At 72.1% G+C, this 23637-nt stretch carries 23 protein-coding genes and 1 tRNA gene; 17 read left to right on the top strand and 7 right to left on the bottom strand.

Annotation, left to right across the window (positions count from 1 at the left end):
* Positions 1–2: 2 nt before the first annotated feature.
* Entirely contained in the window at positions 3–1331 is a 1329-nt protein-coding gene (locus ACIBO1_RS03595) for a D-arabinono-1,4-lactone oxidase (RefSeq protein WP_396741072.1), read from the bottom strand.
* Positions 1332–1554: 223 nt separating this feature from the next.
* Here ACIBO1_RS03595 and ACIBO1_RS03590 point away from each other — a divergent pair, with 223 nt between their 5' ends.
* Positions 1555–2202: a TetR family transcriptional regulator gene (locus tag ACIBO1_RS03590; RefSeq protein WP_396741507.1), complete on the top strand. Its 648-nt coding sequence runs from the start codon at positions 1555–1557 to the stop codon at positions 2200–2202.
* A gap of 121 nt (positions 2203–2323) precedes the next feature.
* Here ACIBO1_RS03590 and ACIBO1_RS03585 read toward each other — a convergent pair whose 3' ends face one another.
* Positions 2324–3532, bottom strand: a complete 1209-nt coding sequence (locus ACIBO1_RS03585; protein ID WP_396741071.1) for an amino acid deaminase/aldolase — start codon at positions 3530–3532, stop codon at positions 2324–2326.
* A gap of 400 nt (positions 3533–3932) precedes the next feature.
* Here ACIBO1_RS03585 and tmk point away from each other — a divergent pair, with 400 nt between their 5' ends.
* The 7 genes from tmk (at position 3933) to ACIBO1_RS03550 (ending at position 10490) form a co-directional block, all read left to right on the top strand.
* Entirely contained in the window at positions 3933–5993 is a 2061-nt protein-coding gene (gene tmk / locus ACIBO1_RS03580; protein WP_396741505.1) for a dTMP kinase, read from the top strand.
* Positions 5993–7255: a DNA polymerase III subunit delta' gene (locus tag ACIBO1_RS03575; protein ID WP_396741070.1), complete on the top strand. Its 1263-nt coding sequence runs from the start codon at positions 5993–5995 to the stop codon at positions 7253–7255. Before tmk ends, ACIBO1_RS03575 begins: the two co-directional genes overlap by 1 nt.
* A 155-nt stretch (positions 7256–7410) precedes the next feature.
* A complete protein-coding gene (locus ACIBO1_RS03570) occupies positions 7411–7740 on the top strand; it encodes a YbaB/EbfC family nucleoid-associated protein (RefSeq protein ID WP_350700299.1) in 330 nt (109 codons plus the stop codon).
* 1 nt (position 7741) lies between these two features.
* Positions 7742–8047, top strand: a complete 306-nt coding sequence (locus ACIBO1_RS03565; protein ID WP_396741069.1) for a hypothetical protein — start codon at positions 7742–7744, stop codon at positions 8045–8047.
* Entirely contained in the window at positions 8047–8742 is a 696-nt protein-coding gene (locus ACIBO1_RS03560; protein ID WP_396741068.1) for a hypothetical protein, read from the top strand. The genes ACIBO1_RS03565 and ACIBO1_RS03560 overlap by 1 nt, the downstream gene beginning before the upstream one ends.
* A gap of 331 nt (positions 8743–9073) precedes the next feature.
* Positions 9074–9940 carry a stage 0 sporulation family protein gene (locus tag ACIBO1_RS03555; RefSeq protein WP_396741067.1) on the top strand — a complete coding sequence of 289 codons (867 nt, stop codon included), beginning with the start codon at positions 9074–9076 and terminating at the stop codon, positions 9938–9940.
* 46 nt (positions 9941–9986) lie between these two features.
* Positions 9987–10490 carry an AAA family ATPase gene (locus ACIBO1_RS03550; protein WP_396741066.1) on the top strand — a complete coding sequence of 168 codons (504 nt, stop codon included), beginning with the start codon at positions 9987–9989 and terminating at the stop codon, positions 10488–10490.
* Positions 10491–10581: 91 nt separating this feature from the next.
* Here the strand turns inward: ACIBO1_RS03550 and ACIBO1_RS03545 are convergent, their stop codons facing one another.
* Positions 10582–12297 (bottom strand): metallophosphoesterase family protein, encoded by a 1716-nt coding sequence (locus tag ACIBO1_RS03545; protein ID WP_396741503.1) that lies wholly within the window; start codon positions 12295–12297, stop codon positions 10582–10584.
* Between the two features lie 248 nt (positions 12298–12545).
* Here ACIBO1_RS03545 and ACIBO1_RS03540 point away from each other — a divergent pair.
* Positions 12546–12619 (top strand) — tRNA-Thr (locus tag ACIBO1_RS03540).
* A gap of 108 nt (positions 12620–12727) precedes the next feature.
* On the opposite strand, the gene ACIBO1_RS03535 is transcribed toward ACIBO1_RS03540, so the two are convergent.
* A complete protein-coding gene (locus tag ACIBO1_RS03535; RefSeq protein WP_396741065.1) occupies positions 12728–12994 on the bottom strand; it encodes a hypothetical protein in 267 nt (88 codons plus the stop codon).
* A gap of 240 nt (positions 12995–13234) precedes the next feature.
* Here ACIBO1_RS03535 and ACIBO1_RS03530 point away from each other — a divergent pair, with 240 nt between their 5' ends.
* The 3 genes from ACIBO1_RS03530 to ACIBO1_RS03520 all read left to right on the top strand — a co-directional run bounded on the left by ACIBO1_RS03530 (position 13235) and on the right by ACIBO1_RS03520 (position 15320).
* Complete coding sequence (locus ACIBO1_RS03530) at positions 13235–13486, top strand: helix-turn-helix transcriptional regulator (protein ID WP_396741064.1); 252 nt, start codon at positions 13235–13237, stop codon at positions 13484–13486.
* On the top strand, positions 13483–14709 hold the full coding sequence (locus ACIBO1_RS03525; RefSeq protein ID WP_396741063.1) for a type II toxin-antitoxin system HipA family toxin: 1227 nt from the start codon (positions 13483–13485) through the stop codon (positions 14707–14709). Before ACIBO1_RS03530 ends, ACIBO1_RS03525 begins: the two co-directional genes overlap by 4 nt.
* 194 nt (positions 14710–14903) lie before the next feature.
* Positions 14904–15320 carry a VOC family protein gene (locus ACIBO1_RS03520; RefSeq protein ID WP_396741062.1) on the top strand — a complete coding sequence of 139 codons (417 nt, stop codon included), beginning with the start codon at positions 14904–14906 and terminating at the stop codon, positions 15318–15320.
* Here the strand turns inward: ACIBO1_RS03520 and ACIBO1_RS03515 are convergent.
* Positions 15311–15928, bottom strand: a complete 618-nt coding sequence (locus tag ACIBO1_RS03515; protein WP_396741061.1) for a pyridoxamine 5'-phosphate oxidase family protein — start codon at positions 15926–15928, stop codon at positions 15311–15313. The genes ACIBO1_RS03520 and ACIBO1_RS03515 overlap by 10 nt on opposite strands.
* Positions 15929–16098: 170 nt before the next feature.
* Here ACIBO1_RS03515 and ACIBO1_RS03510 point away from each other — a divergent pair, with 170 nt between their 5' ends.
* The 3 genes from ACIBO1_RS03510 to ACIBO1_RS03500 are packed head-to-tail and all read left to right on the top strand — an operon-like array spanning position 16099 to position 18236.
* Positions 16099–16605 carry a DUF2231 domain-containing protein gene (locus ACIBO1_RS03510; protein WP_396741060.1) on the top strand — a complete coding sequence of 169 codons (507 nt, stop codon included), beginning with the start codon at positions 16099–16101 and terminating at the stop codon, positions 16603–16605.
* Between the two features lie 38 nt (positions 16606–16643).
* Positions 16644–17120 (top strand): Hsp20/alpha crystallin family protein, encoded by a 477-nt coding sequence (locus tag ACIBO1_RS03505; protein ID WP_396741501.1) that lies wholly within the window; start codon positions 16644–16646, stop codon positions 17118–17120.
* Positions 17121–17129: 9 nt separating this feature from the next.
* Positions 17130–18236 carry a glycosyltransferase family 9 protein gene (locus ACIBO1_RS03500; protein ID WP_396741059.1) on the top strand — a complete coding sequence of 369 codons (1107 nt, stop codon included), beginning with the start codon at positions 17130–17132 and terminating at the stop codon, positions 18234–18236.
* Positions 18237–18294: 58 nt separating this feature from the next.
* Here the strand turns inward: ACIBO1_RS03500 and ACIBO1_RS03495 are convergent, their stop codons facing one another.
* Complete coding sequence (locus tag ACIBO1_RS03495; RefSeq protein ID WP_396741058.1) at positions 18295–19146, bottom strand: glycosyltransferase family 2 protein; 852 nt, start codon at positions 19144–19146, stop codon at positions 18295–18297.
* A complete protein-coding gene (rfaE2, locus tag ACIBO1_RS03490; protein ID WP_396741057.1) occupies positions 19143–21110 on the bottom strand; it encodes a D-glycero-beta-D-manno-heptose 1-phosphate adenylyltransferase in 1968 nt (655 codons plus the stop codon). The genes ACIBO1_RS03495 and rfaE2 overlap by 4 nt, the downstream gene beginning before the upstream one ends.
* A gap of 137 nt (positions 21111–21247) precedes the next feature.
* On the opposite strand from rfaE2, the gene ACIBO1_RS03485 reads away from it, so the two are divergent.
* The gene (locus tag ACIBO1_RS03485) at positions 21248–21796 is read left to right on the top strand and encodes a type 1 glutamine amidotransferase domain-containing protein (protein ID WP_396741056.1); all 549 of its coding nucleotides are present in this window, start codon (positions 21248–21250) and stop codon (positions 21794–21796) included.
* Positions 21797–21912: 116 nt separating this feature from the next.
* A complete protein-coding gene (locus tag ACIBO1_RS03480) occupies positions 21913–23589 on the top strand; it encodes an MDR family MFS transporter (protein ID WP_396741055.1) in 1677 nt (558 codons plus the stop codon).
* The last annotated feature ends 48 nt before the right edge of the window (positions 23590–23637 follow it).

Genomic DNA, 23637 nt, shown 5'->3' with positions numbered 1-23637 from the left:
GTTCAGGTCGTGGGGTGGCGGCCCAGCAGGGTGTCCAGGTAGGGGGTGGTGAAGGTCCGGTGTGGGTCGAGTCGGGCGCGGACCTGCTGGAACTCCGACCAGCGCGGATAGGCGTCGGCCAGCGAGTCGGCGTCGCGCCAGTGCAGCTTGCCCCAGTGTGGGCGGCCGGTCAGGGCGATCGCCACCTGCTCGAAGGCCCGGAAGTACGGCTCGTACGGCATCCCGACGTACTGGTGCACCGCGATGTACGCCGACTCGCGGCCGTACGAGTGCGACAGCCAGATGTCGTCGGCGGCGGTGAAGCGAACCTCGATCGGGAACAGCACCTTGAACGGCAGATCGTCGATGATCCGGCGTAGCGCGTCCAGTGCCTCGGGAAGGGCGTCGCGCGGGAGTGCGTACTCCATCTCGGTGAAGCGGACCCGGCGCGGGGTGCAGAAGACCGTGTCGGAGCGGCCGGTGTAAGCCCGTTCGCTGAGTACCCGCGCGCTGACGGCGCTGATCGGTGGGGCCAGGGCCGGTGCGGCGCGGCCGAGCCGGCAGGCGGCGGCGAAGACGCTGTTGGCCATGAGGTCGTCGTCCAGCCAGCTGCGCCAGCGGGGCAACGGTCGGTCGTCGGTGGTGGTCCGGTCGTTCGTCTTGAGCTGCACCCGGGTGGTGTACGGGAACCAGAAGAACTCGACGTGGTCGTGCCGCTCGATCAGGTCGGGTAGTCCGGTGAGCACGGTGTCCAGGTGTCCGGGTCGTTCGTGGGCCCGCAGCACGAAGGCGTCCACGCAGCGCAGGGTGACCTCGACCAGGACGCCGAGGGCGCCGAGCGAGATCCGGGCCGCGTCGAACACGTCGGGGTGCTGCTCGGAGGAGCAGTGCAGGATCTCGCCGGTGCCGGTGACCAGGGTCAGCGCCTCGACGAAGGTGGCCAGTCCGCCGTATCCGGCGCCGGTGCCGTGGGTGCCGGTGGAGATCGCGCCGGCCACGGTCTGCGCGTCGACGTCGCCGAGGTTCGGCAGCGCCAGGTGGTGCGTGGCGAGCAGTGAGTTCAGTTCCCGCAGCGTCATTCCGGCCGGTACGGTGACCTGGCGTCGATCGGTGTTCACGCGTACGTCGACGGCTAGTCGGCTCAGGTCCATCCGCCGGCCGTCGGCGACCGCGACGGGGGTGAAGGAGTGTCCACTGCCGACCGGCCGGATCCGTTCACCGGCGGCGGTGGCGGCGCGCACCTGCTCGGCGACCTCGGCGACGGATGCCGGGCGCAGGACGGCGGTCGCCACGCTGTGCTGGTTGCCGCCCCAGTTGGACCAGGCGGTGGGGGTGCGTCCGGTGCCGACCATGGCGTGCTCCTCAAGATGAATATGAACCGAGTTCATATCAGGAACGTTCTTCCTGGTAAATACCGCAATCGAGGTCCGCTCGTTGTACCGGTAGTCACGAACTCGTGACGTGCAGATATGTTCATCCGTCGAAGGGGGGTGGCGAGTGTCAACTTCAGCCGCCACGACCGGCCCATTGCGTCGCGTACCAGTGCAGGGCCGTAGTGTCGCGCGCGTCCAGCGGATGCTGGACGCCTGCGCCGAGCTCGTCGACGAGGTGGGGTACGAAGGGCTGACCACCACCTTGCTCGCCGAGCGGGCCGAGGTGGCGATCGGATCGGTCTACCAGTTCTTTCCGGACAAGCGGGCGATCGTGCAGGCGCTCACGCTGCGCACGATGGAGTCCTACCTCCAGCGGCTCGACGAACGCTTCGCCTCGGACGACCTGACGCACTGGTGGGACGGGGTCGACGCGGGCATCGACGAGTACATCACGATGCACCGCACCGTTCCCGGCTTCCGTACCTTGCACTTCGGCGACGTGGTCGACCTGCATCTGCTCGATGAGCAGCGCGACAACAACGGGGTGATCGCCGACCAGCTGGCCCGGGTGCTCACCGAGCGGTTCGGGCTCGCCGACGTTCCCGACCTGCGTTTCCACCTGGAGATCGCGGTGGAGGCGGCGGACTCCCTGATCAAGCTGGCGTTCCGGCGCAAGTCGGACGGTGACGACCGGGTGCTGACCGAGGCCAAGGCGCTGATCCGGGAGTACCTGCACCGTCAGATGGAGGCGCGGGGCGACACCGGCCGCCGGCCGGTCGGGCAGCCCGCCAAGCCGGGCGACGACCAGATCGCCGAGTCCGCCGAGTCGTCGGCAAAGCTGCCCGCCTGACCCCATCCGACCCGGCGACGCAGCCCGCGGGGAACCCGCCCGGCCCGCCGGATCGGCAGCTCCGAGCACACCTCGCCACGACTGCGGCGGAGAACCTCGCCGTGGTCCCGGTGTGGCCTGCTCAGAGGAAGGCGTGTCCCTCGCCCCGGTAGGTCGGTACGGTGCCCACCACGTGATCGCCGTCGACCAGGTGCAGCTCGTTCACCCGTTCGCACAGCTCGCCGGACTTGGCGTGGCGGAACCAGACCCGGTCCCCGACGCGCAGGGTGGCGGCCGGCGCGCCGGTCAGCGGGGTCTGCACCTCACCGGCACCCTCGGCGCCGAGCAGCTTGAGGCCGGTCGGCAGCCACGGGCGGGGCAGCCGGCTGTCGGCGGCGGAACCGGAGGCGATCCAGCCGCCGCCGAGCACGGTGGCCAGGTCGGGTGCCGGTCGGCGGACCACCGCGCAGGCGAAGAACGCCGCCGGGGTGGGCCGCCAGGTGCGGTACGCGTCGAACAGCGTCGGCCCGTACAGGCCCGATCCCGCGGTGACCTCGGTGACCGCGGGATCGGCGCTGGTGGCGGCCACGCTGCCGGTCCCGCCGCCGTTGACGAACTCCAGGTCGGCGTGTTCGCGTACCGCGGCCACCGCCGCACCCCGGCGGGCCAGCAACTCGCGGTACGACCCGCGCTGGGCCACCCGGATCGCGGCGCCGAGCACCGCCTGCCCCGGCGGTGCGTCGCCCAGGCCGGCGATCTGTGCCTCGTACGACATCAGGCCGACCAGCCGGAATCCGGTTCGTCGGGCGACGGTGGCGGCGAGTCGGCCGGCCGCCCGGGCGGTGTGCACCGGTGAGCGGCGGACCCCGACGTGCACCCGGCCGCCCAGCAGTCGCCACGAGGCGTCCAGATCGAGGCAGACGCGCAGCTCCGGGCGGTGGCCCGGGGCGGTCACCCTGTCATAGAAGTCGAGCTGGTCGGCGTCGTCGACCATCAGCGTGATCGCCGCAGCCAGCGCCGGATCGGCGGCCAACTCGGCGAGTGCCCCCCGGTCGGCGGTCGGGTACGCCACCAGCACGTCGGCGGTGACCCCGGTCCGGACCAGCCAGATCGCCTCGGGCAGCGTGAACGCCATCACCGACCGCCAGCCCGGGCGGGCCAGCGCGCGGGCGATCAGGTCCCGGCAGCGCAGCGACTTGCTGGCGATCCGCAGCGGCTTGCCGGCGACCCGCGAGGTCAACGCGGCGGCGTTGTCGTCGTAGGCCGTGAGATCCACCACCGCGTACGGGGGGTCGAGGTGCGCGGTCGCCCGGTCCAGCCGGTGGCGCAGGTTATCGCTGTCGGTGGCCACGTGTGCACGCTAACTGTGAAACGGTGAATGCGAAACACCCTCGCATCTGACCGGCCGGGATCGGGTTGGCAACCGCGTCCTAGGCTCGGCGAGCAGGTGATGCGCGACGGGGAGAGGTCCCCGTCGGGACTAGAGTGTTCCACCGGGGGTGCCCAGCGATGGGCCGGCACGTGGAGGTACGGCCATCGAAAGCCAGTTCAACGGCGAGTCGTCCGGCGTGTCGCCGTCCACGGACCAGCCCGCCGGGACATCCGGCCGGGACACGACCGGCTTACCCGGCGGCGGTGCCGCCGGCCAGACCGCCGACTCGAAGAGTGCACCCGCCGCCCAGGCCGACCTGTCCGGCTACGGCGCGATCCGCTCGGTGCTGCGCATCCGCCCGTTCCGCCGGCTCTGGATCGTGCTCGGTGCCGCCTCGTTCGGCGACTGGCTCGGCCTGCTCGCCACCAGTGTCTTCGCCGCCGCGCAGGTGGAGGGGAGCACCGCCAAGGGAGCGGCGTTCGGTGGCGTGATCGCCATCCGGCTGCTGCCCGCACTGCTGCTCGGCCCGTTCGCCGGGGTGCTCGCGGACCGGTTCGACCGCCGCTGGACCATGGTCATCTGCGACGTGCTGCGATTCGTGCTGTTCGCCTCCATCCCGCTGTACGCACTCACCGGTGCCAGCGGCGCGCGGGTGGTGAGCTGGGCGGCGATCGCCACGTTCCTGATCGAGACGGTCACCCTGCTCTGGATCCCGGCCAAGGAAGCCGCGGTCCCCAACCTCATCCCTCGGGCCCGGCTGGAGACCGCCAACCAGCTCACCCTGATCACCACGTACGGCCTCACCCCGGTCTTCGCCGCGATCGTGCTCTCCTCGCTCGACGGCGTCATCCGGGCGGCCACCGGGGGCGAGATGCCGTCCTGGGCCGAGCCGGCCCAACTCGCGCTCTGGTTCAACGCGTTCTCCCGGCTCGCCACCGCCCTGGTGGTGGCGTTCGGCATCAAGGAGATCAGTCAGGGCCAGACCGACGAGCAGGACCGCACCGAGCAGAGCATGCTGCGCCAGTTCGCCGAGGGCTGGCGGTTCATCGGGCAGACCCCGTTGGTACGCGGGCTGGTCCTGGGCATCCTCGGCGCCTTCGCCGGCGGCGGCATCGTGATCGGCACCGCCCGGTTCTTCGCCGCCTCGCTCGGTGCCGGTGACGCCGCGTTCTACCTGCTGTTCGGCGCGATCTTCGTGGGCCTCGCCCTGGGCATCGGGCTCGGCCCGATGATCGTCCGGGACATGTCCCGGCGGCGCTGGTTCGGCATGAGCATCGTGCTGGCCAGCGCGTCGGTGATGACGCTGGCCTTCGCCCTCCACCTGTCCATGGCGCTGGTCGGCGCGATCCTGGTCGGCGCCGGGGCCGGCATGGCCTTTCTCTCCGGCACCACGCTGCTCGGCGGCGAGGTCGCCGACGAGGTACGCGGCCGGGTCTTCGCCGTGGTGCAGATCGGTACCCGGCTGGTGCTGATCCTGGCCATCGCGCTGGGCAGCCTGCTCGCCGGAGTCGGCGGCTCCCGCACGTTCGAGATCGCCGACCTGGGCATCTCGGTCTCCTCGACGCGGCTGCTGCTGCTCGTCGCCGGTGCCGCCGGGATCTTCGCCGGGATCAGCGCGTTCGGGCAGATGGACGACAAGAAGGGCGTACCGGTCCTGGCCGACCTGTGGGGGTCGATCCGGGGCCGCCCGCTGATGCCGGCCGAGCCGTTCGTCTCGGCCGGGCTCTTCGTGGTCTTCGAGGGCGGCGAGGGCGCGGGCAAGTCGACCCAGCTCGCCCAGCTCGCCGAGCGGCTGCGCGGCGACGGGCGGGACGTGGTGGTGACCCGGGAACCGGGCGCGACCGCCGTCGGCTCCCGGATCCGGTCGATGGTGCTGGACACCACCGGCGACGAGGCGCCCTCACCGCGCGCCGAGGCCCTGCTCTACGCCGCCGACCGGGCCCACCACGTGGCCACCGTGGTCCGTCCCGCCCTGGTCCGGGGCGCGGTGGTGATCAGTGACCGGTACGTCGACTCGTCCCTGGCATACCAGGGCGCCGGTCGTACCCTGCCGGTCGACGAGGTCTCCTGGCTCTCCTCCTGGGCCACCGGTGGGCTCAAGCCCGACCTGGTGGTGCTGCTCGACGTCGACCCGCGGACCGGGCTGTCCCGGGTGGCCGCGCGGAGCCAGGCCGCCGACCGGCTGGAGGCCGAGTCGGTCACCTTCCACGAGCGGGTCCGGTACGCCTTCCTCGACCTGGCCGCCGCCGACCCCAAGCGGTACCTGGTGCTCGACGGCTCCCGTCCGGCCGAGGAGATCGCCGAGCGGGTGGCCCGCCGGGTGGAGGAGCTGCTCGGTGCCCCCGGCGGCATCAACCACCCGGACCCGGCGAGCGGCCCGGACACCTCGGTCCAGCCCGAGTTATCCCCATCGGAGCTGGTGACGACGGAGCGAAGTTGATGCCGGACGCCTTCGCCGACCTGGTCGGGCAGGACGAGGCGGTGGAGACGCTGCGACGTGCGGCGTCGGCCGCCGCCGCGGTGCTGCGCGCCGCCGAGGGCCCGGACACCACCGAGCCGACGGTGTCCCCGGACGGCCCGGACGAGGGCGACGGTACGGCCCCGGGGACCGACCCGGGCGCGGGGATGACCCATGCGTGGATCTTCACCGGGCCGCCGGGATCGGGGCGGTCGGTGGCGGCACGCGCCTTCGCCGCCGCGTTGCAGTGCGTCCACGGCACCGGCTGCGGCACCTGCCCGGGGTGCCACACCACGCTCGCCGGCACCCACGCCGACGTGCGGCTGGTGGTACCCGAGGGACTTTCCATCGGCGTCAACGACATGCGGGCGCTGGTGCTCCGGGCGGCCAGCACCCCGTCCGGCGGGCGCTGGCAGGTGGTGATCATCGAGGACGCCGACCGGTTGACCGAGGCGGCCGGCAACGCGCTGCTCAAGGCCGTGGAGGAACCGCCGCCCCGGACGGTCTTCCTGCTCTGCGCGCCGTCCACCCACCCGGACGACATCTCGGTGACCATCCGGTCGCGCTGCCGGGTCGTACCGCTGCGACAGCCGTCCGCCGAGGCGGTCGCCGAGGTGCTGGTACGCCGCGACGGCATCGCGCCCGACGTGGCCCGGTGGGCGGCGGCGGCCACCCAGGGGCACGTGGGGCGGGCCCGGCGGCTGGCCGGCGATCCGCAGGCCCGGTCGCGGCGGGACGCGGTGCTCGCGGTGCCGCGTCGGCTGACCGGGGTGGGTGCCGCGTTCGACGCGGCGTCCGCGCTGATCGAGGCGGCCGAGGCGGAGGCCGGGGCGTCCGTGGCCGAGCTGGACGCGGCGGAGCGTGCCGCCCTGGAGACCGCGCTCGGCGCGGGCGGCACCGGCCGGGGTGCGGCGGGCGCCGCCCGGGGTTCCGCAGGCCAGTTGAAGGAGCTGGAACGGCGCCAGAAGTCCCGGGCGACCCGGGCCCAGCGGGACGCGCTGGACCGGGCCCTGGTCGACCTGGCCGCCTTCTATCGGGACGCACTCGCCGTCGCCTGGGCGGCGCCGGTGGCGCCGGTGCACACCGACACCACCGACCTGGCAGACGCCGGTGCCCGCAAGTGGCAGGCGGAGGGGGCGCTGCGCCGTCTGGAGGCGGTGCTCGCCTGCCGGTCCGCGATCGAGGCCAACGTCAAGCCCCGGATCGCGGTCGAGTCGATGATGCTCGCCCTCTGGAAGGGCTGACCCCCGCGCACCACCGGATGCCGAGTCCTGACGGAGCGGTCAGCTCCGGGATCCGCGCAGGCATCGACACGCCCAATTCTGGTGCGGTACGGTCCGGTGTGCCGTGGTGACGGCGGCGGTACGCACAGTGAGGACGGCTGGGGAGGAGTCCGCTGATGCCGCGGGGCGAGATCGACGAGGCGTGGATCGAGGAGGCGGTCCGACGCTACCGCCGGATCGAGTCCCTCCAGGCCGAGTTCGACCAGGCCGTGGCGACGGTCGAGGTCACCGTCCGGTCGCCGGACGGACTGGTCGAGGTGGTGGTGACCGCCGGTGGCCGGATCACCGACGTGCGTTTCCTCGGTCCGCTGCACACCCGCCAGCCGCGCGACGTCGCGGGTTCGGTGCGGGCCGCGGTGACCGCTGCGGCGGACGCCGCCCAGTGGGCCCGGGAGAAGCTGCACAACGAGACGTTCACCGCGTACCGGCCACTGACGGGGGCGTGAGATGGACACCCTTCGGGCCCTGGCCGCACGCCTCGACGAGGCGAGCGCCACGCTGACCGCGCTGTCCCGCTCGGTCACCGCCGCCGACCCCGCGCAGGTCTCCTTCGGCGCGGACGCGCCCGGGCGGCCCGGTGAGATCGGGCGGGCGCTGCACCGGCAGTGGGTCAACGCCACCGGTGACCGGGCCCGCGAGGCGCACGCCGCCGCCGCGCAGTTGACCGCCACGGCGACCGCGCTGCGCCAGGCCGCCGACCGGTATTCCGACACCGACTCCGCCGCCTCCCGCCGGTTGGCCGGGGAGAGGTGATGGACGCCCTGGACCGGCTCGCCGAGCCCGGGATCGACCTGCTGCGCCGGGTCGACACCCTGCTCGCCGCCGGGGCTCCGGAGGGCCACCGGGTCTGGCCGCTGCTGCGCCGGATGCAGGTGCTGCCCGGCGACGCCCTGCGCAGCTTCCTCGACCTGCGGGCGGCACCGTTGGCCGGTGCCGGGCACACGGTGCGCCGGCACGTGCACGGGTACGACCACGCCTGCGCCACGCTGACCGATCCGCTGCTCTGGTCCGGGCCGGCCGCCGCCGCGTACGGGCAGTCCCGGACGATGCTGCTGCGTCACCTCGACGACGGCCCGGAGAGCCTGGTGGGGCGGCTGGAAGCCACCGCCGGGTACGCCGACGCCCTCGCCGACTGGGTGGAGGGCAGCCGGCTCGCCGTCGCCCGCACCCTGGCCGAGGTGATCGGCTCGGCCGAGGCGGTCTCGGTGGTCGCGGCCACCACGATTACCCGCGAGTCGCCGCATTCCGGGCCCTCGTCACCGGGCACGCCTGCCGCCGCCGAGATCGCGGCCCGGGTGCTGGCCGTGCTCTGCGTCGCGTACGACGGGGCGGAGACGCTGCTGCGGCAGTGGGCCCCGAGCCTGGCCGAGTCCCCAATGCGCGCGGCGTCGCCCCGGTTCCGCCCCGGCACCGCCCCGGGCGGGTCGACCACCCGCGTCGGCTGGTAGCAGCCCGGGCGGCCGGACTACCCAAGTGCGCGGCCGTCGGTTGGCCTCCGCCGGTGGGCGGGGTGCGCCGGCACGCAGCACGGCGCCGCACGCGGGTACCCGGTGAGGCCCTCGCGGCGGCGCCGTGACTTCCCTGCACCCCCCGCAGGTCTGTCCCCACACTCAACGCTGTCGAGCCTCGTTTGTCCCGTCCGTGACGGAGGATTCAGCCGTCCGGTCCACCATCGTCGTACCGGTAGGTGGCACGGGATCGGTCGAGTCGACAGTCATGGATGATCACCCCTCACTTCGGCCCGACGGAAATCCGGCGGCGCGTCGTAGGGTGAGGAGCATGGGCATGCTCTGCGCAGTCAGCTTCCAGCGGTACGGGCGTCTCTACTACCTCGACCCGGGTGACTTCCGACCGCAGGTCGGCGACAAGGTGCTGGTGCCCACCGACGACGGGCCCGAGGTGGCGGAGTGCGTCTGGGCCGCGCAGTGGGTCAGCGACGACACCGAGGGCTTTCCCCGAATGGCCGGGCTGGCGCAGGAGGAGGACCTGCGCCGGGACGAGACGCTGCGGCGTCGCAAGGCGGAGGCGAAGGTCGCGGCGAAGCGGCTGATCCGGGAGCACGGCCTGCCGATGAAGGTGGTGGCGATCGACCACGTGCTCGGCAGCGCCGACGGCGGCGGCGAGCGCAGCACCATCTATTTTACCGCGCCGCACCGGGTGGACTTCCGTTCCCTGGTCCGCGACCTCGGGGCGACCCTGCACTGCCGGGTGGAGCTGCGCCAGTTGTCGGCCCGCGACTCGGCCCGGGTGCAGGGCGGCATCGGCTCCTGCGGGCGTGACCTGTGCTGCGCCACGTTCCTGAACGACTTCGAGCCGGTGACCATCCGGATGGCCAAGGACCAGGATCTGCCGCTCAACCCGCTGCGCATCTCCGGTGCCTGCGGTCGGCTGATGTGTTGTCTCAAATACGAACATCCCCTGTACTCGAAATTCCAGGAGTCCGCGCCCGAGGTCGGCAGTCGCGTCTCCACCCCCAAGGGTGAGGGCCGGGTGGTGGGCCACAGCGTTCCCCGCGACGCCGTCACCGTGCGCCTGGACGCCGACGGCTCGCGCTCCCTGTGCTCCCGCGCCGACGTGTGCGGTTCGCGCCGCGCCTACGACAGCCGCGACCAGTCCGGCCCGGAGGGTGTGGCGCCCCGGCGGTGACCGTGCGGGACGGCGCGTGCCGTGCCCCGCTCGGTAACCTGCCGCGATGGGTGTGCGGAACTATCTGATCGAGGGCGTCTCCGGCACCGGGAAGACCTCGGTCTGCAAGGAACTGCAACGACGTGGCCATCACGCCGTCAACGGCGACCGGGAGCTGGCGTACCAGGGCGACCCGGAGACCGGTGAGCCGGTGGACGGTTTCGGGCACGAGCACCACCTCTGGCGGATCGAGGACGTGCGGGCCCTGGTCGCCCGGGACGACGAGCCGCTGACCTTCTTCTGCGGCGGATCCCGGAACTTCTCCACGTTCATCGACCTGTTCGACGGCGTCTTCGTCCTCGACGTCGACCTGGAGACCCTGCGGCGGCGGCTCGACGCGCGGCCGTCCGAGGAGTGGGGCGGACGACCGGCGGAACGCGCGCTCATCGAACGGTTGCACCGGACGAGGGAGGACATCCCGAGCAGCGGCGTCCTGATCGATGCCACCGCGCCGTTGAGCAGCGTCGTCGACGACATCCTCCGGCGCGTGACGGGTTCGCCGGGAACCTGAGCACAGTGCCCGCCGAGTCTCCCGTACCGACCTCGTCCCGGATCACCGATGAGGGCGGCGGACGCGCCCGCCGCCCTCGTCGGGGGTGTGGTCAGCGCAGGGTGACGGGAGGCTCGGCCAGGCGGGGACGTAGCGGACGGGCCGGGACGAGCCAGGAGGCTTCGGGGGAGTCGTCGGAATTGACGCGCCACCGGCGGCCCACCCGGTCGACCGCGATCGGATAGAGGGTGAGCGTGCCGTCCGGCTCGATGCGCATCCGCACGAAGCCCTTGGCGTCCTCGATGCCCTGCCCGGCGAAGAGTTCGTTGACGTTCACCCCGAACGCGCTCGCGACCAGCAGGTACCCGGCCACCAGTTGACTGGCCACCAGGCCGATCACCGGCAGATAGAGCGTGGCGGCGGCCACTGCGGGCAGCGGCCAGGGCCAGTCGTGGAAGGGCAGCGACAGCCACGCCCAGGTGCCGGCGGCGCCCAACCCGACGTGGGCCAGCCCGTGCCCGACACCCAGCAGCCAGTGTCGGACGTGCCGTTTGCCGCTGGAACTGGGCGGCTTGGCGAACATGGCCGCCGCGAGCACGGTCACCAGCACCATCGCCACCAGCGGCACGCTGAACAGCCGCTGCTCGGAGGCCTCCGCACGGAAGTCGGTCACCCCGGCCATGGAGAGCATCAGGAGGGTGTGCAGGATGCCCAGCAGGGTGGAGAAGCCGGGATTGCGCAGCGGCAACCGGCCGAAGATCCCCCAGCCGTACCGGCGGGAGCGGGCCGCGTCGGGGTAGCGGGCGGCCAGCTCGTACGCGCGAGAGGGGCTGGACCGGCGGGCCAGGGTGTCCCGGGGCGGCACCTCGATCTTCTCGGGCAGTTTGTGCGTCGGGTACAGGTACGCCCCGCCACTGCCCGAGGTGACCAGTTGTCGGCCGTCCGGCCCGGTGTAGCGGGCGTAGTGGTGCAGGTCGCCGGAGATCAGCAGGCGTACCCGGGCGCCGGTGGGCGCGACGATGGTCCGGATGAAATAGTCGATCGAGTCGTACGCGGTGGGCTGGTCGACGGCCTTCACCCAGGCCGGAGCCGGCACCGCCAGGATCACCTTGCTCTGCGGGCCCAGCTTCTCCGCCACCGCGTCGAAGTAGGTGAGCTGCGGATCGTCGACGTACGAGCCGGACTGGTCGTCGAGCCCGAGCAGCCACCAGTCGGCGGGCAGCTCGGCGGCGAAGTACGAGCGGGACTGGCCGGTCCGCCACCCGCCGAAGTGGCGGTCCCGGGTGCGGACGAACAACCGCAGGAACGCGGTCAGCCCGTCGTACCAGTCGTGGTTGCCCGGCACCGCGAAGATCGTCGGCTGCTCCGGCGGCGTGGTCGGCAGCGCCGCCTGGTAGGGCCCCTTGCACCGATCCTCGTACGCCTCGTACGCGGCCGACGGGTAGACCTGGTCGCCCCCCATCACCAGGGTCTGCGCCCGGGGCAGTCGGTGCCCGTCCACCTCCAGCTCCCGCTGCGCGAGCAGGTACGCCACCGAGTACGTGGCGTTGAACCCGTCGCCCAGGTCGGCCACGTAGTCGAGCCAGAGCCCGCCGTCCGGCCCGACCTCACGGGCGACCTCCGCGTCCAGCGCCTTCTGGAGTTCCCGCTTGTCCAGGTACGCCCCGAACAGCACCGCCAACAACGTCCGCAGACCGGTGCTGATCAGCAGGAACGGCGCGAGCCACGGCACCGGCTTACGCGGCGTGAAGCCCAGCTCCAGCGGATCGGTGCTACGCGGCCGTCGCGCCGCCCGCCCTCCGGACGCCTCCTCGGCGTACGGCCCCAGCGGCGCCGCCCGACCGCTGGCCGGCTCCGGCTCGGTCGCATGCTCGGTGTGGGCTTCGGGACGCGTACCGTCACCGGGCGGAGGGTCGACCGGTTCGTCTCGGGGGATGTGGTCGTCGGTCACCCGCCGGAGCGTAGCGCCGCACGGTGGGGCGTGCCGACCCCGAACGTGCCCGTTGTCCGGTCCGCCGAGTCCGGGGAATCCCGCTCCGCCCCGGCGTGGTGCGTGCCGTACACTTGGCGATCGTTGCCGCCTTAGCTCAGTCGGCTAGAGCGACGCACTCGTAATGCGTAGGTCGACGGTTCGATTCCGTCAGGCGGCTCGGTTGGAAGGGCCTCTGGCCTCGGGAGGAATCCCGGGTGCCAGAGGCCCTTTCCTATGCCTTCACGCAGAGGTCACCGGTTCGAACCCGGGAGTCGCCACCACAGCACTACGGATTCGACACGCCCTCGTTGAAGCCCTCGTTGAAACCCTCCATGAACGCCGAGAAAGACCCGGTCAGCAGGCACCCCGCACAGCACAGCGCGATCAGAATCGCCGGTACCGCGATCCACAGGACGATCGCCCACCCACCCAGCCCAGCTTTGTTCGGCGGCTGCTGGGCGTACATCCCCGGCGGCGGCTGAGGCGGGTACTGGTGTGGCGGGTAGTACGGCTGCTGGTGCGGCTGCTGCTGGTACGGGTCGTGAGGATGCATCCGGCCATCGTGACCACGCACGGACTCGCGCGGTACCACCCGATCGGTATATCCCGGACCACCGAAGAGGGGAGTCAAGAACCCGCACGAGCGTGCGGGATGTGGCACTGAGGGTGGCGGTGGAAAGGCTGGCGGGCCCAAAACCGCACGATCGCGCTGCTTTGGTGGACCTGTGGGCTCTCGTCGCGCTAGTCTTGTGCCGAACCGCACGTTCGTGCGGCGTCGATGGGGGCCTGCATCATGCTCGAACTCGATCCTGGCGCCGCTTTCGCCGGTGCGGTGAGAAAGCGCCGGCGGCAGCTCGGTCTAGGGCAGGGCGAACTAGCCGACCTTGCCGGAGTGTCGGAGCGCTTCGTGTATGCGCTGGAGCGAGGAAAGCCCTCCGTCCAGTTGGACAAGGTCATAGCCGTGCTGTCGGCGCTGGGGCTCCACCTGGAGCTTCGTCGCGGTGGCGTGCCCGCCGTCACGCTCGGTGAAGGAATCCCCCGATGAGCGCACCGTCGGAGGGTGCCCTTGAAGGGCTCCGCTCGGTCGACGAGGCGGACGTATTCAAGGCGGGCCGGCATGCGGGCACGCTTGCCCGTACCCAGGACGGCATTGAATTCCGTTACCTGGTTGCGTGGATCGAAGCCGGAGGGGCGCCCGTCGCCACCACCATGCCGGTGACGACTGAGCCGCTCGTCCGTGCCGGGGGCGCACTTCCCGCCTACTTCACTGGACTACTGCCAGAGGGGCGTCGACTCGGTGCCCTTCGCCGCGCGGTGAAGACGTCGGCCGACGACGAGTTGTCCCTCTTGCTCGCGGTCGGGTCCGACGCGGTGGGCGACGTGCAGATCGTGCCGGCAGGTACGCGGCCGGCAATGGTGCCGCCGCGGGTGGTGATCGACGAGGTCTCCTCCATGAGCTTCGCCGACCTGCTGATCGAACTGGGCATTCGTGCGCAGCGAGAGGCCCTTCCCGGCGTCCAGGACAAGACGAGTGCCGCGATGATCAGCCTGCCGGTCGCCCGTGCCGGCGAACGTCACATCCTCAAGCTGAACCCCGCTGAATATCCACATCTTGTGGAGAACGAGAAGTTCTTTCTCGACGCTGCTCGCAGGTCAGGTCTGAAGGTGCCGTCTAGTCGACTGGTCTTCGACGCTCGTGGGATACCGGGTTTGCTGGTCGCCCGCTTCGATCGCGTCACTGTGGATGGCCTGCCGCTGTCGCTGGCTGTCGAAGACGGCTGTCAAGTGTTGGACCGCCCGCCTGCCGACAAGTATCGAGTCGGTGCCGACCGCACTTTCGCGGGCCTGGCCGATCTCTGCGATGCCCGTGCCGTCGCCGGTCAGGATCTGATTCGACAGTTGGCCTTCGCCTACCTCACCGGCAACGGCGACGCACATGCAAAGAACTTCTCGGTGCTTCAGGGCCCCGACGGTGAGTGGCGGATCTCTCCCGCCTACGACCTGCCAAGCTCATACCTCTACGGCGACAAGACCATGGCTCTGTCGATCGGAGGCCGCAGCGGGGGCGACTTCAGGGCTGCCGACTTCGTCGGCCTGGGAAAGACACTTGGCGTGCCGGAGCGTGCGGTTCGGCGGGTCCTGACCGGCATCACCGAACGGGCTGACGCCTGGCTGGATGAACTGCTCTCCTTGCCGTTCGACAAGGGCAGACTCACCAAGCTCGGACGCGTGATCAGATTTCGGCGCGGCCAACTTGCCCTGAAGTGAGCCGTGGGCACCAGGGTTGGAGCCGCCCAGGGGCCCGGCCTTCTCGGTGCGGGCGCTCCGGTCACCCGGCGCTGGCTGCTGCCCGTAACGGCGGGTCAGCGGTCCGACTCCCCGGCGGCGGATCCCGCCCCGTGTCACAGGTGGCACCCATACTCGACGGCACCATGCTCGCGAAGACAGTCGGAGGTCCTGCCGTGTCGTACGCACCAGTCGTTGTCAGCCTGCCGATCGCCGACCGGCAGGTCTCGCACGACTTCTACCGGGACGCCCTCGGTCTGCCCGCGATCGGTGAGCCGGCCGAGGACGGTCTGCCCGAGCCGTTGCAGTTCGAGGTCAACGCCGGGTTGCGCCTGATGCTGGTGCCGACCGGTGGCTTCGGCTGGGTGCTCGGCGGGCGGGAGGTGGCCGACCGCCGGCACAGCGAGTGCGTACTCGGGTTGACCGTGGACGGTCCGGCCGAGGTCGGCAGCCTGGTCTCCCGCGCGCGTGACGCCGGTGCGGAGGTGGTCACCGAGCCGGGCCCGCAGCCCTGGGGCTACACGGGCACCTTCGCGGACCCGGACGGTCACCTGTGGATGATCACCGCAGCCGGTGGGGTCGGTCAGGCGTAGAGCTTCCGGACGTACTCCGGTCCGTAGTAGCGCTCCAGGTCGTCCAGGGTCTCCACCGGGTTCTGCACCTCCTTGATCAGGCGGGCCGTGCTGGGCAGGGGGTCCGCCGGCCAGCTCTCCGGCTGCCACAGCCCGGAGCGGAGGAACGCCTTCGCGCAGTGGAAGAAGATCTGCTCGATCTCCACCACCACGGCGAGCACCGGGCGGTGCCCCTTGACCACCATCTGGTCGAACCAGGGCGCGTCGCGCAGCAGCCGGGCCCGCCCGTTGATCCGCAGGGTGTCGCCACGCCCCGGGATCAGGAAGATCAGCCCGACGTGCGGGTTCTCCAGGATGTTGCGGTAGCCGTCGGCGCGCTTGTTGCCGGGGCGCTCCGGGATGGCGATGGTCCGGTCGTCCAGCACGAGGGTGAAGCCCGGCGGGTCGCCCTTGGGCGAGACGTCGCAGGCGCCGTCCGCCCCGGCCGTGGCCACCAGACAGAACGGCGACGCGGCGAGCCACTGCCGGTCGCGCTCGTGCAACGTGGTGCGTTCCTTCTCGGCGGCGCGGGGTGTCGGGGTGCCGAGCAGCTCCCGTAACTCCGCCAGCGAGGTGATCTCTGCCGTCACTGTGTGCCTCCCCGTGAAGTTGAACCCGGTGGCGGCATCCAGGCGAGAAACCGCCACGGTCAGTGTAGGCGCGCCTACTGTGATGAGCTGTCCCCCCTGATGGGCGGGGGTGTGGCCGTGACACGAGCCGTCGACGGCGAAACGACACCCGAGCAGTGGAGGCCCGGAGCATGGAGAGTCGACTCAAGGTACTCGGTCACCCGGTGCATCCGATGCTGGTGATGTTCCCGGTGGCCCTGCTGGTCACCGCCGTGTTGTTCGACCTGGTCGACATGCTCGGCGGACCACGGTTCCTCGGCGAGGTGGCGTACTGGAACATCACCGTCGGGTTGGTCGGCGGCCTGCTGGCCGCGGTGGCTGGGGCCTTCGACCTGCTGGCCATCCCCGCCGGGACCCGCGCGAAGCGGGTGGGCATCACCCACGCCGTGGCGAACCTCGCGGTGGTCCTGCTCTTCGCCGCCGTCTGGGTGGTACGCCTCAACGCCGACTCGCGGGCCGCCGGTGGCGCGCTGATCGCCATCGAGGTGGTGGCGCTGGGCATCCTCGGCGTCAGCGCCTGGCTGGGCGGGGAACTCGTCGACCGGCTCGGCGTCGGGGTCGACCGGGACGCTCACCTCGACGCGCCGAGTTCGCTGCGTTCGGCACCGGCCGGCCAGCCGGCAGGTGGTGTGCGGTGACCCGGGGCTGGCGCGGCGGTCAGCAGGGCTGGGATCCGATGGGCGAGTTGCAGTCGCTGCGCGCCGAGCTGAGTCGGCTGCTCGGTGGCCGCCCGGGGCCGCCCGAGGTCGAGTTGGGCGAGATCCCCGACGGCTGGGAGGTGCTGGTCCGGCTGCCCGGCGTCGCGCCCGAAGAGGTGGCGGTCGAGTTGGACGACCGCGAACTGTGCGTACGGGCCCGGACCGAGGCCGAGGTCAACGCCGATCACGGCATCCCCGGCGGATTCGAGACGCGGGGCTTCGAGTACCGGATACCGCTGCCGTCGCGGGTGGACCCGGAGGGCATCGACGCGGTGATGGACCACGGCCTGCTGCGGGTACGGCTGCCCCGGGCCACCCGGCCCGCGCCCCGCACCATCACCGTCGGTCGCACCGGCCCGTACCCGACCGCCCCGGGTGCGTCGCGGGGTGTCGACCCGGCGGCGGACCGGGAACTCCATCAGCCGGATGTCGCCCCCGGCGAGTACGACCGGTAACCCCCTGCCGTGGCCGCTCCGGATCTGCTCGCCCCGGCCACCGGGCTGGTGCCCGACGTGGCCCGGATCGCCGTGTTGCGGGCCAACGCGCTCGGCGACTTCATCTTCGTGCTGCCGGCGCTGGACGCGTTGCGGGCCGCGTACCCGAAGGCGGAGATCGTGCTGCTGGGCGCGCCGTGGCACGCGGAGCTGTGGACCGACCGGCCGGGCCCGGTGGACCGGGTGGAGGTGGTGCCGCCGGCACCGGGCATCCGGGCGGCGGGCCCCGGCGAACCCGAGTCGAGCATGGTCGACTTCCTGGCCGCCGCCCGCGAGCAGCGCTTCGACCTGGCGCTGCAACTGCACGGCGGCGGTGCGAACTCGAATCCGCTGGTCGCCGCGCTCGGTGCCCGGGTCACCGCCGGACTGCGCGCCGAGGACGCCCCACCGCTGGACCGGTGGCTGCGGTACGTCTACTACCAGCCGGAGGTGATCCGCTACCTCGAAGCGGTGGCGCTGGTGGGTGCCCCGGCGACCACGATCACCCCGACGCTGGCGGTCACCGAGGCGGACCGCGCCGAGGCCCGCGACGTGCTCGGCGAACCGGCCCGTCCCCGGGTGGCACTGCACCCCGGGGCCACCGACACCCGGCGCCGCTGGCCCACCGACCGGTTCGCCCGGGTGGCCCGGATGCTGCACGCCGACGGGTACGAGGTGTTGGTCACCGGCACCCCGGCCGAGCAGGACGTGGTGGACCAGGTGGTGGCGGCGGCCGGGGTGCCGGTCCGTCCCCAGGTGGGCACGCTCAGCCTGGGCGGGCTCGCCGGCTGCTACGCCGACTGCGAGCTGGTGATCTCCAACGACACCGGCCCGCTGCATCTCGCCGGTGCGGTCGGCACCGCCACGGTCGGCATCTTCTGGGTCGGCAACCTGATCACCACCGCCACCGGGCTGCGCGGGCGACACCGGCCGATCACCTCGTGGACGGTGCACTGCCCGGTCTGCGGGGTGGACTGCACGCCCGGCATCTATCCGCACCGCCCCGGCGACGGCGACTGCCCGCACCGGGACTCCTTCGTCACCGACGTACCGGTCGTCGAAGTCCTCGAAGCCGCCCGCGAACTGCTGTTCCGCTGAGCCCGGATGTAAGGAGGGGACCCCTACTAACGCCTCGTGTATAGGAAGGGTCCCTTCCTTACATCAGCACCTCCCAGGCCTCGACGTCGCGTTCGGTGACGGTGGTCGGTGACTCCAGGTGGTAGGCCCCGCTGGGCAGGACTCCGGCGCCGCCGTACCGCGCCATCACGGTGATCTGGGCGGCGACGTCCTCGCCCTGGTGGCGCTCCGGCACCCGCCGCCAGAACTCGAAACCGCCGCACTCGACCAGCTTGGCCCGGTCGTACAGGACGCAGCCGCCGATCCAGGAGACCTGGTACGCCCGCCAGCTCCCCGCCGGCACCTCCAGCGCCTCGGTGACGTGCAGCAGGTTCGCCGCCGAGTGGATCTGCGCCCGGTCCCACTCCGGGGTGCCCGGACGGATGCGCTCGGGCACCGGCCGGCCGCTCCACTCCCGGTAGTGCCGGTGCGTCTGCGGGCGTACGTCGTCCAGGTACGACAGTCCGTGCACGCCGTTGCCGACGAATCCGCAGCCCAGTTCCTGAATCGCGGTGACCAGCCGGGACAGGGCGCCGGGTTCCAGCCAGACGTCGTCGTCGAGGAAGAGCACGTACCGGGCGGCGGACGCGGCGAGCAGGGCGGCCCGGTGTTCGGCCAGCCCACGCCGGGGCAGCCGACGGGTCAGCAGCACCGGATGCCCGCGATACCGCAACGCACGGACCATGGTGGCCGCTGCCGGGTGGGCGTACCCGGGGTCGCCGTCGGACTGGTCGCTGACCACCACCCCGAACCCCGGCACCCCCTCCTGGGCGGCGAGCCCGGAGAGGGTGACGGCGAGTTCGGCGGGCCGGTCCCGGGTCGGGACCAGGACGTCGAGCAGACGGTCGGCACGGAAGTCCGCGTGGTCGCCGGTGTCGAGCGGTCGGTTCACGGCGCCTTGCCGGTGGTCGGCGGGACGCCCGCACGGGACACCGCCACACCATCCGGGCCGGCGGCGGCCTCCTGACCGGCAGCGACAGTGTCGCCCGCAACGACCGCCCGGCCCGCACCCATCTCGTCCACCGAGCCGACCGAGCCGTCCGAGCCGACCGAGCCGTCCGAACCGACCGAGCCGGTCGTGCCGGTCGTGCCGACCGAATCGGCCGTGTCGGTTACCCCGCTCTGGCCGTGGGCGCGGATCCGGTCGATGATCGCGGAGGTGGAGCGGTCCGGCACGTACCCGAGCGTGCGGACCTGCCCGCCCAGCCGCTGCACCAGCGGTGCCTCGGGTACCAGGTCGGGCGGGTAGTCGCCGCCCTTGACGTAGACGTCGGGGCGGACGGCCTCGATCAGACCGGCCGGCGAGTCCTCCTCGAAGACGACCACGTGGTCGACACAGGAGAGCGCGGCGAGCAGGGCGGTACGGTCCTCCACCGGGTTGACCGGCCGGTCGGCGCCCTTGAGCCGGCGGACGCTGTCGTCGGAGTTGACCGCCACCACGAGCAGGTCACCGAGGGCGCTCGCCTGTTCCAGATACCGCACGTGGCCCCGGTGCAGCACGTCGAAGCAGCCGTTGGTGAACACGATCGAGCGCCCGTTCCGCCGATGTTCCGCGATGATCCCGGTCAGGCCCTCGGCGCCGACCAGCGCCGAGCCGCCGGGCGTCGGGCGGCCGAGCGCGGCCAGCAGGTCGTCGCGGCGGCACACACAGGTGCCGGTACCGGCGACGGTGCTGGTCGCGGCGAGTTGGGCGAGCTGCGCGGCGGTCGGCAGCGGCGCACCGGCGGCCAGCGCGAGCGTCATGGTCGCCAGGTACGCGTCACCGGCGCCGACCGCGTGGCTGGCCGGTACGGGTGTGCTGTGGCTGCGGGCGGGTCGTCCCTCGGCACCGCCCACCACCGCACCGTCGGTGTCCAGGGTCACCGCGACCACGTCCGCGCCGGTGTGCGCCCGCAACTCCGCGAGCCGGGACTCGGCCAGGACGGCCCGGTCGACACCGGCTCCGGCGTCGGCGTTCACGGTCACCCCGGTGCCGGTCACGCTGAGCCCGTCGCGGGTCATCGCGACCCGGTCCTCACCGGGCGTGGGCTCACCGGTCGGCCCGTCGGTACGCCGCAACCCGCCCGGCGCGGTGCCCATGGTCAGCTCCGACGGTCCGTCGGTCGGGTCCACCTCGGGGTGTTCCAGGTGCAGGTCGGTCGGAGCGTCGGCGGTGGTCAGCCCGGCGGTGCCGGCGCGGGCGAGCAGTCGGCTCGCCTCGGCGAAGCTCGGCGTCACCACGGTCGGGGCGAGGCCACGCCAGTCGGCGAGGTCGTGCGCGTCAAGCGCGACGGTGGCGTACCGGCTGCGGTGGGCGACCAGCCAGGCGCGTACCGGTGCCGGCAGCGCGCCCAGGCCGTAGTCGCAGATCACCAGCGTGGGAGCCGCGCCACCGGCGGCGGCCCGCAGCTCCTCGGTCGCGCAGTCGAGGGCGGTGAGCAGGCAGTCCACGCCCACGTCGGTGAGCGGGTCGTCCGGGTCGCCGGAGTCCTCGCGGAGCAGGATCTGGTCACCGGCCAGCATCCGGCGCTTGACCGGGGTGGGACGTCCCGGCTGGCTGACGGTCCGGTCCCAGACGCCCGCCCGGTCCAGACAGTCGTGCAACTCGTCGCCGGCCACGTCGGCACCGACCGGCGCCACCAGCACCGAACGACCGCCCAGGGCGGCGACGTTGACCGCGGTGTTGGCCGCGCCGCCCGCCGCCGAGATGCGTCGCCGCAGGGTGAGGACCGGGGCCGGGGCCTCCCGACACAGCCGGTCGGAGTCGGCGAACCGCCATTCGTCGAGCATGGCGTCGCCGATCACCAGGACCGGGCGCCCGAGCCAGCTCTGCACGACGTCGGCGAGCCGGAGCTGTTCCGCTGCTGCTCGTGCCATGCCGGCGGATCCCCTTGCCGCTCCGGGTCAAACCTGCCCGACCGGCGGCCGGTGCGGGCGGGGTCACGCACCTCGGGGCGTTTCGGGCGTTCGGGGCCGGGAAGGGTTCGGTTGACCCCCTGGAGAGGAGATGCAGCATGGCAGCCACGTTGCAGGGCAAGCGAATCGCCTTCCTGGCCACCGACGGTGTGGAGGAGGTCGAGTACGTCCAGCCGCGCGAGGCGGTCGAGCAGGCCGGCGCCACCGCCGAGCTGGTGTCGATCAAGCCGGACCAGATCCGCGCCTTCGACCACCTGGACCCGTCAAAGACGTACGACGTCGACGTCAGCGTCTCCGACGCGGACCCCGACCGGTACGACGCGTTGGTGCTGCCCGGTGGGGTCGCCAACCCGGACTTCCTGCGGGCCGACCCGGAGGCGGTGCGGTTCGTGCGGTCGTTCTTCGACGCCGGCAAGCCGGTCGGGGTGATCTGCCACGGCCCGTGGACGCTGGTCGAGGCGGACGTGGTGCGGGGCCGTCGGCTGACGAGTTGGCCGAGTCTGCGTACCGATCTGACCAACGCCGGCGCGACCTGGGTGGACGAGCAGGTGGTGACCGACAACGGCCTGGTCAGCAGCCGTAAGCCGGACGACCTGCCGGCCTTCTGCGCCAAGATCGTCGAGGAGTTCGCCGAGGGCCGGCGCTGACCCGACCACCGGCACCACCCGTGGCCGGTCCGTCCGACACGCCCCGCCGGGCCTGACGGACGGACCGGCTTCGTCCGTCCCGGGCATGTTTCCGGTGGTACGGGAAAACGGGCGCAATGACCACGGAGAGCCACCCGGAGCCGGTGCTGAGCAAGGGGCAGCTCCGGCTGCTGATGTTCGGCCTGATGACCGGCATGCTGCTGGCCGCCCTCGACCAGACCATCGTCGGGACCGCCCTGCCCACCATCGTCGGCGAGCTGGGCGGCATCAGTCACTACTCCTGGGTGGTGACCGCGTACCTGCTCGCCTCCACCGCCTCGACCCCGCTGTACGGCAAGATGGCCGACCTGTACGGACGCCGCCCGGTGTTCCTGTTCTCGATCGGGACGTTCCTGCTCGGCTCGTTGCTGGCCGGCCTCTCCCAGGACATGACCCAACTGATCGTCACCCGAGGTGTGCAGGGTCTGGGCGCGGGCGGTCTGATCACGCTCGCCTTCACCATCATCTCGGACGTGGTCTCGCCTCGGGAGCGTGGCCGCTACCAGGGTGTCTTCGGCGCGGTGTTCGGTATCGCGTCGGTGGCCGGGCCGCTGGTCGGCGGCTACTTCGCGGAGACCAACTGGCGCTGGATCTTCTATCTCAACGTGCCGCTGGCGATCCTCGCCATCGTGGTCTGCTCGCGGGTGATCCGGCTGGTGCCCTTCACCCGGCGGAAGCACTCGATCGACTGGCTCGGCGCGCTGCTGCTGGTCGCCGGGGTGAGCAGCCTGCTGCTGGCGCTGAGCTGGGGCGGCAACACCTATCCGTGGGGTTCCGCCGCGATCATCGGCCTCTTCGTCGTCGGTGCCGTGCTGGCCGTCGCCTTCGTGCTCCAGGAGCGTCGGGTGGCCGAGCCGATCCTGCCGCTGCGACTCTTCCGCAGCGCCACCTTCACCCTGGCCAACGGTGCCGGGTTCGTGCTCGGTCTGGTGATGTTCGGGTCGATCATCTTCATCCCGCTCTATCTCCAGATCGTCAAGGGCGCATCACCGACCCGCAGCGGTCTGCTGATGCTGCCGATGATGGCCGGCATCATCATCACCTCGGTGTTGACCGGCCGGGCGATGAGCCGGATCGGCCGGTACAAGTGGTTCCCGGTGACCGGCTCGGTGGTGCTGCTGGTCGGGATGCTGCTGTTCACCCGGTTGCAGGTGGGCACCTCGCTGTGGGTGGCGTTCGGGTTCATGGCGGTGATCGGCGTCGGGCTGGGACTCTGCATGCAGTCGCTGGTCCTCGCCGTACAGAACTCCGTCTCACTGCGGGACCTGGGCGCCGGCACCTCGTCGGCGACGTTCTTCCGGTCGCTCGGCGGATCCTTCGGGGTGGCCATCCTCGGCGCGGTGCTCTCCGCCCGGCTGGCCGCCGAGATGTCCGACCGGTTGCCGGCGGCGGTCGCCCAGCTGTCCCCGGAGCAGCGGGCGGCCGTGGGCCCGTCCGGTGGCGCCGGAGTGTCGGTCGAGGACCCGGCGACGATCCTGGCCCTGCCCGCCCCGGTACGCGCGGCCGTCCAGGTGGCCTTCGTCGAGTCCCTGCACCTGGTCTTCCTGACCACCGGGCTGATCGCGATCGTGGCGGTGCTGCTCACCCTGGCCCTGCCGAACGAGCGGCTGCGCGGCGCTGGCCCCGAGGGCGCCACCGGCGGCACCGACGGCCTCGGCGGCGAGGGCCCGGCCCCCGGCGGCAAGCCCCTGGACCGTTCCTCGAAGCCGGAGGCCGCCGCCGAGATGGAGGCGAAGTCCCAGACGATGCTCTGACCGGCCCCTGATCGTGGCGGTGTGGCTGTTCGACACGCCGACACGGCA

The organism is Micromonospora sp. NPDC049903 (assembly GCF_044460945.1).
Lineage (GTDB): Bacteria > Actinomycetota > Actinomycetes > Mycobacteriales > Micromonosporaceae > Micromonospora.
Note: the sequence above shows the minus strand (reverse complement) of the source record. Positions and strands in the feature narration are given on the sequence as shown.

Coding starts and splice junctions, on each gene's coding strand:
- ACIBO1_RS03595 (WP_396741072.1), bottom strand. CDS start 1,331: ATGGTCGGCACCGGACGCACCCCCACCGCCTGGTCCAACTGGGGCGGC.
- ACIBO1_RS03590 (WP_396741507.1), top strand. CDS start 1,555: ATGCTGGACGCCTGCGCCGAGCTCGTCGACGAGGTGGGGTACGAAGGG.
- ACIBO1_RS03575 (WP_396741070.1), top strand. CDS start 5,993: ATGCCGGACGCCTTCGCCGACCTGGTCGGGCAGGACGAGGCGGTGGAG.
- ACIBO1_RS03570 (WP_350700299.1), top strand. CDS start 7,411: ATGCCGCGGGGCGAGATCGACGAGGCGTGGATCGAGGAGGCGGTCCGA.
- ACIBO1_RS03565 (WP_396741069.1), top strand. CDS start 7,742: ATGGACACCCTTCGGGCCCTGGCCGCACGCCTCGACGAGGCGAGCGCC.
- ACIBO1_RS03560 (WP_396741068.1), top strand. CDS start 8,047: ATGGACGCCCTGGACCGGCTCGCCGAGCCCGGGATCGACCTGCTGCGC.
- ACIBO1_RS03555 (WP_396741067.1), top strand. CDS start 9,074: ATGGGCATGCTCTGCGCAGTCAGCTTCCAGCGGTACGGGCGTCTCTAC.
- ACIBO1_RS03550 (WP_396741066.1), top strand. CDS start 9,987: ATGGGTGTGCGGAACTATCTGATCGAGGGCGTCTCCGGCACCGGGAAG.
- ACIBO1_RS03535 (WP_396741065.1), bottom strand. CDS start 12,994: ATGCATCCTCACGACCCGTACCAGCAGCAGCCGCACCAGCAGCCGTAC.
- ACIBO1_RS03530 (WP_396741064.1), top strand. CDS start 13,235: ATGCTCGAACTCGATCCTGGCGCCGCTTTCGCCGGTGCGGTGAGAAAG.
- ACIBO1_RS03525 (WP_396741063.1), top strand. CDS start 13,483: ATGAGCGCACCGTCGGAGGGTGCCCTTGAAGGGCTCCGCTCGGTCGAC.
- ACIBO1_RS03510 (WP_396741060.1), top strand. CDS start 16,099: ATGGAGAGTCGACTCAAGGTACTCGGTCACCCGGTGCATCCGATGCTG.
- ACIBO1_RS03505 (WP_396741501.1), top strand. CDS start 16,644: ATGGGCGAGTTGCAGTCGCTGCGCGCCGAGCTGAGTCGGCTGCTCGGT.
- rfaE2 (WP_396741057.1), bottom strand. CDS start 21,110: ATGGCACGAGCAGCAGCGGAACAGCTCCGGCTCGCCGACGTCGTGCAG.
- ACIBO1_RS03485 (WP_396741056.1), top strand. CDS start 21,248: ATGGCAGCCACGTTGCAGGGCAAGCGAATCGCCTTCCTGGCCACCGAC.
- ACIBO1_RS03480 (WP_396741055.1), top strand. CDS start 21,913: ATGACCACGGAGAGCCACCCGGAGCCGGTGCTGAGCAAGGGGCAGCTC.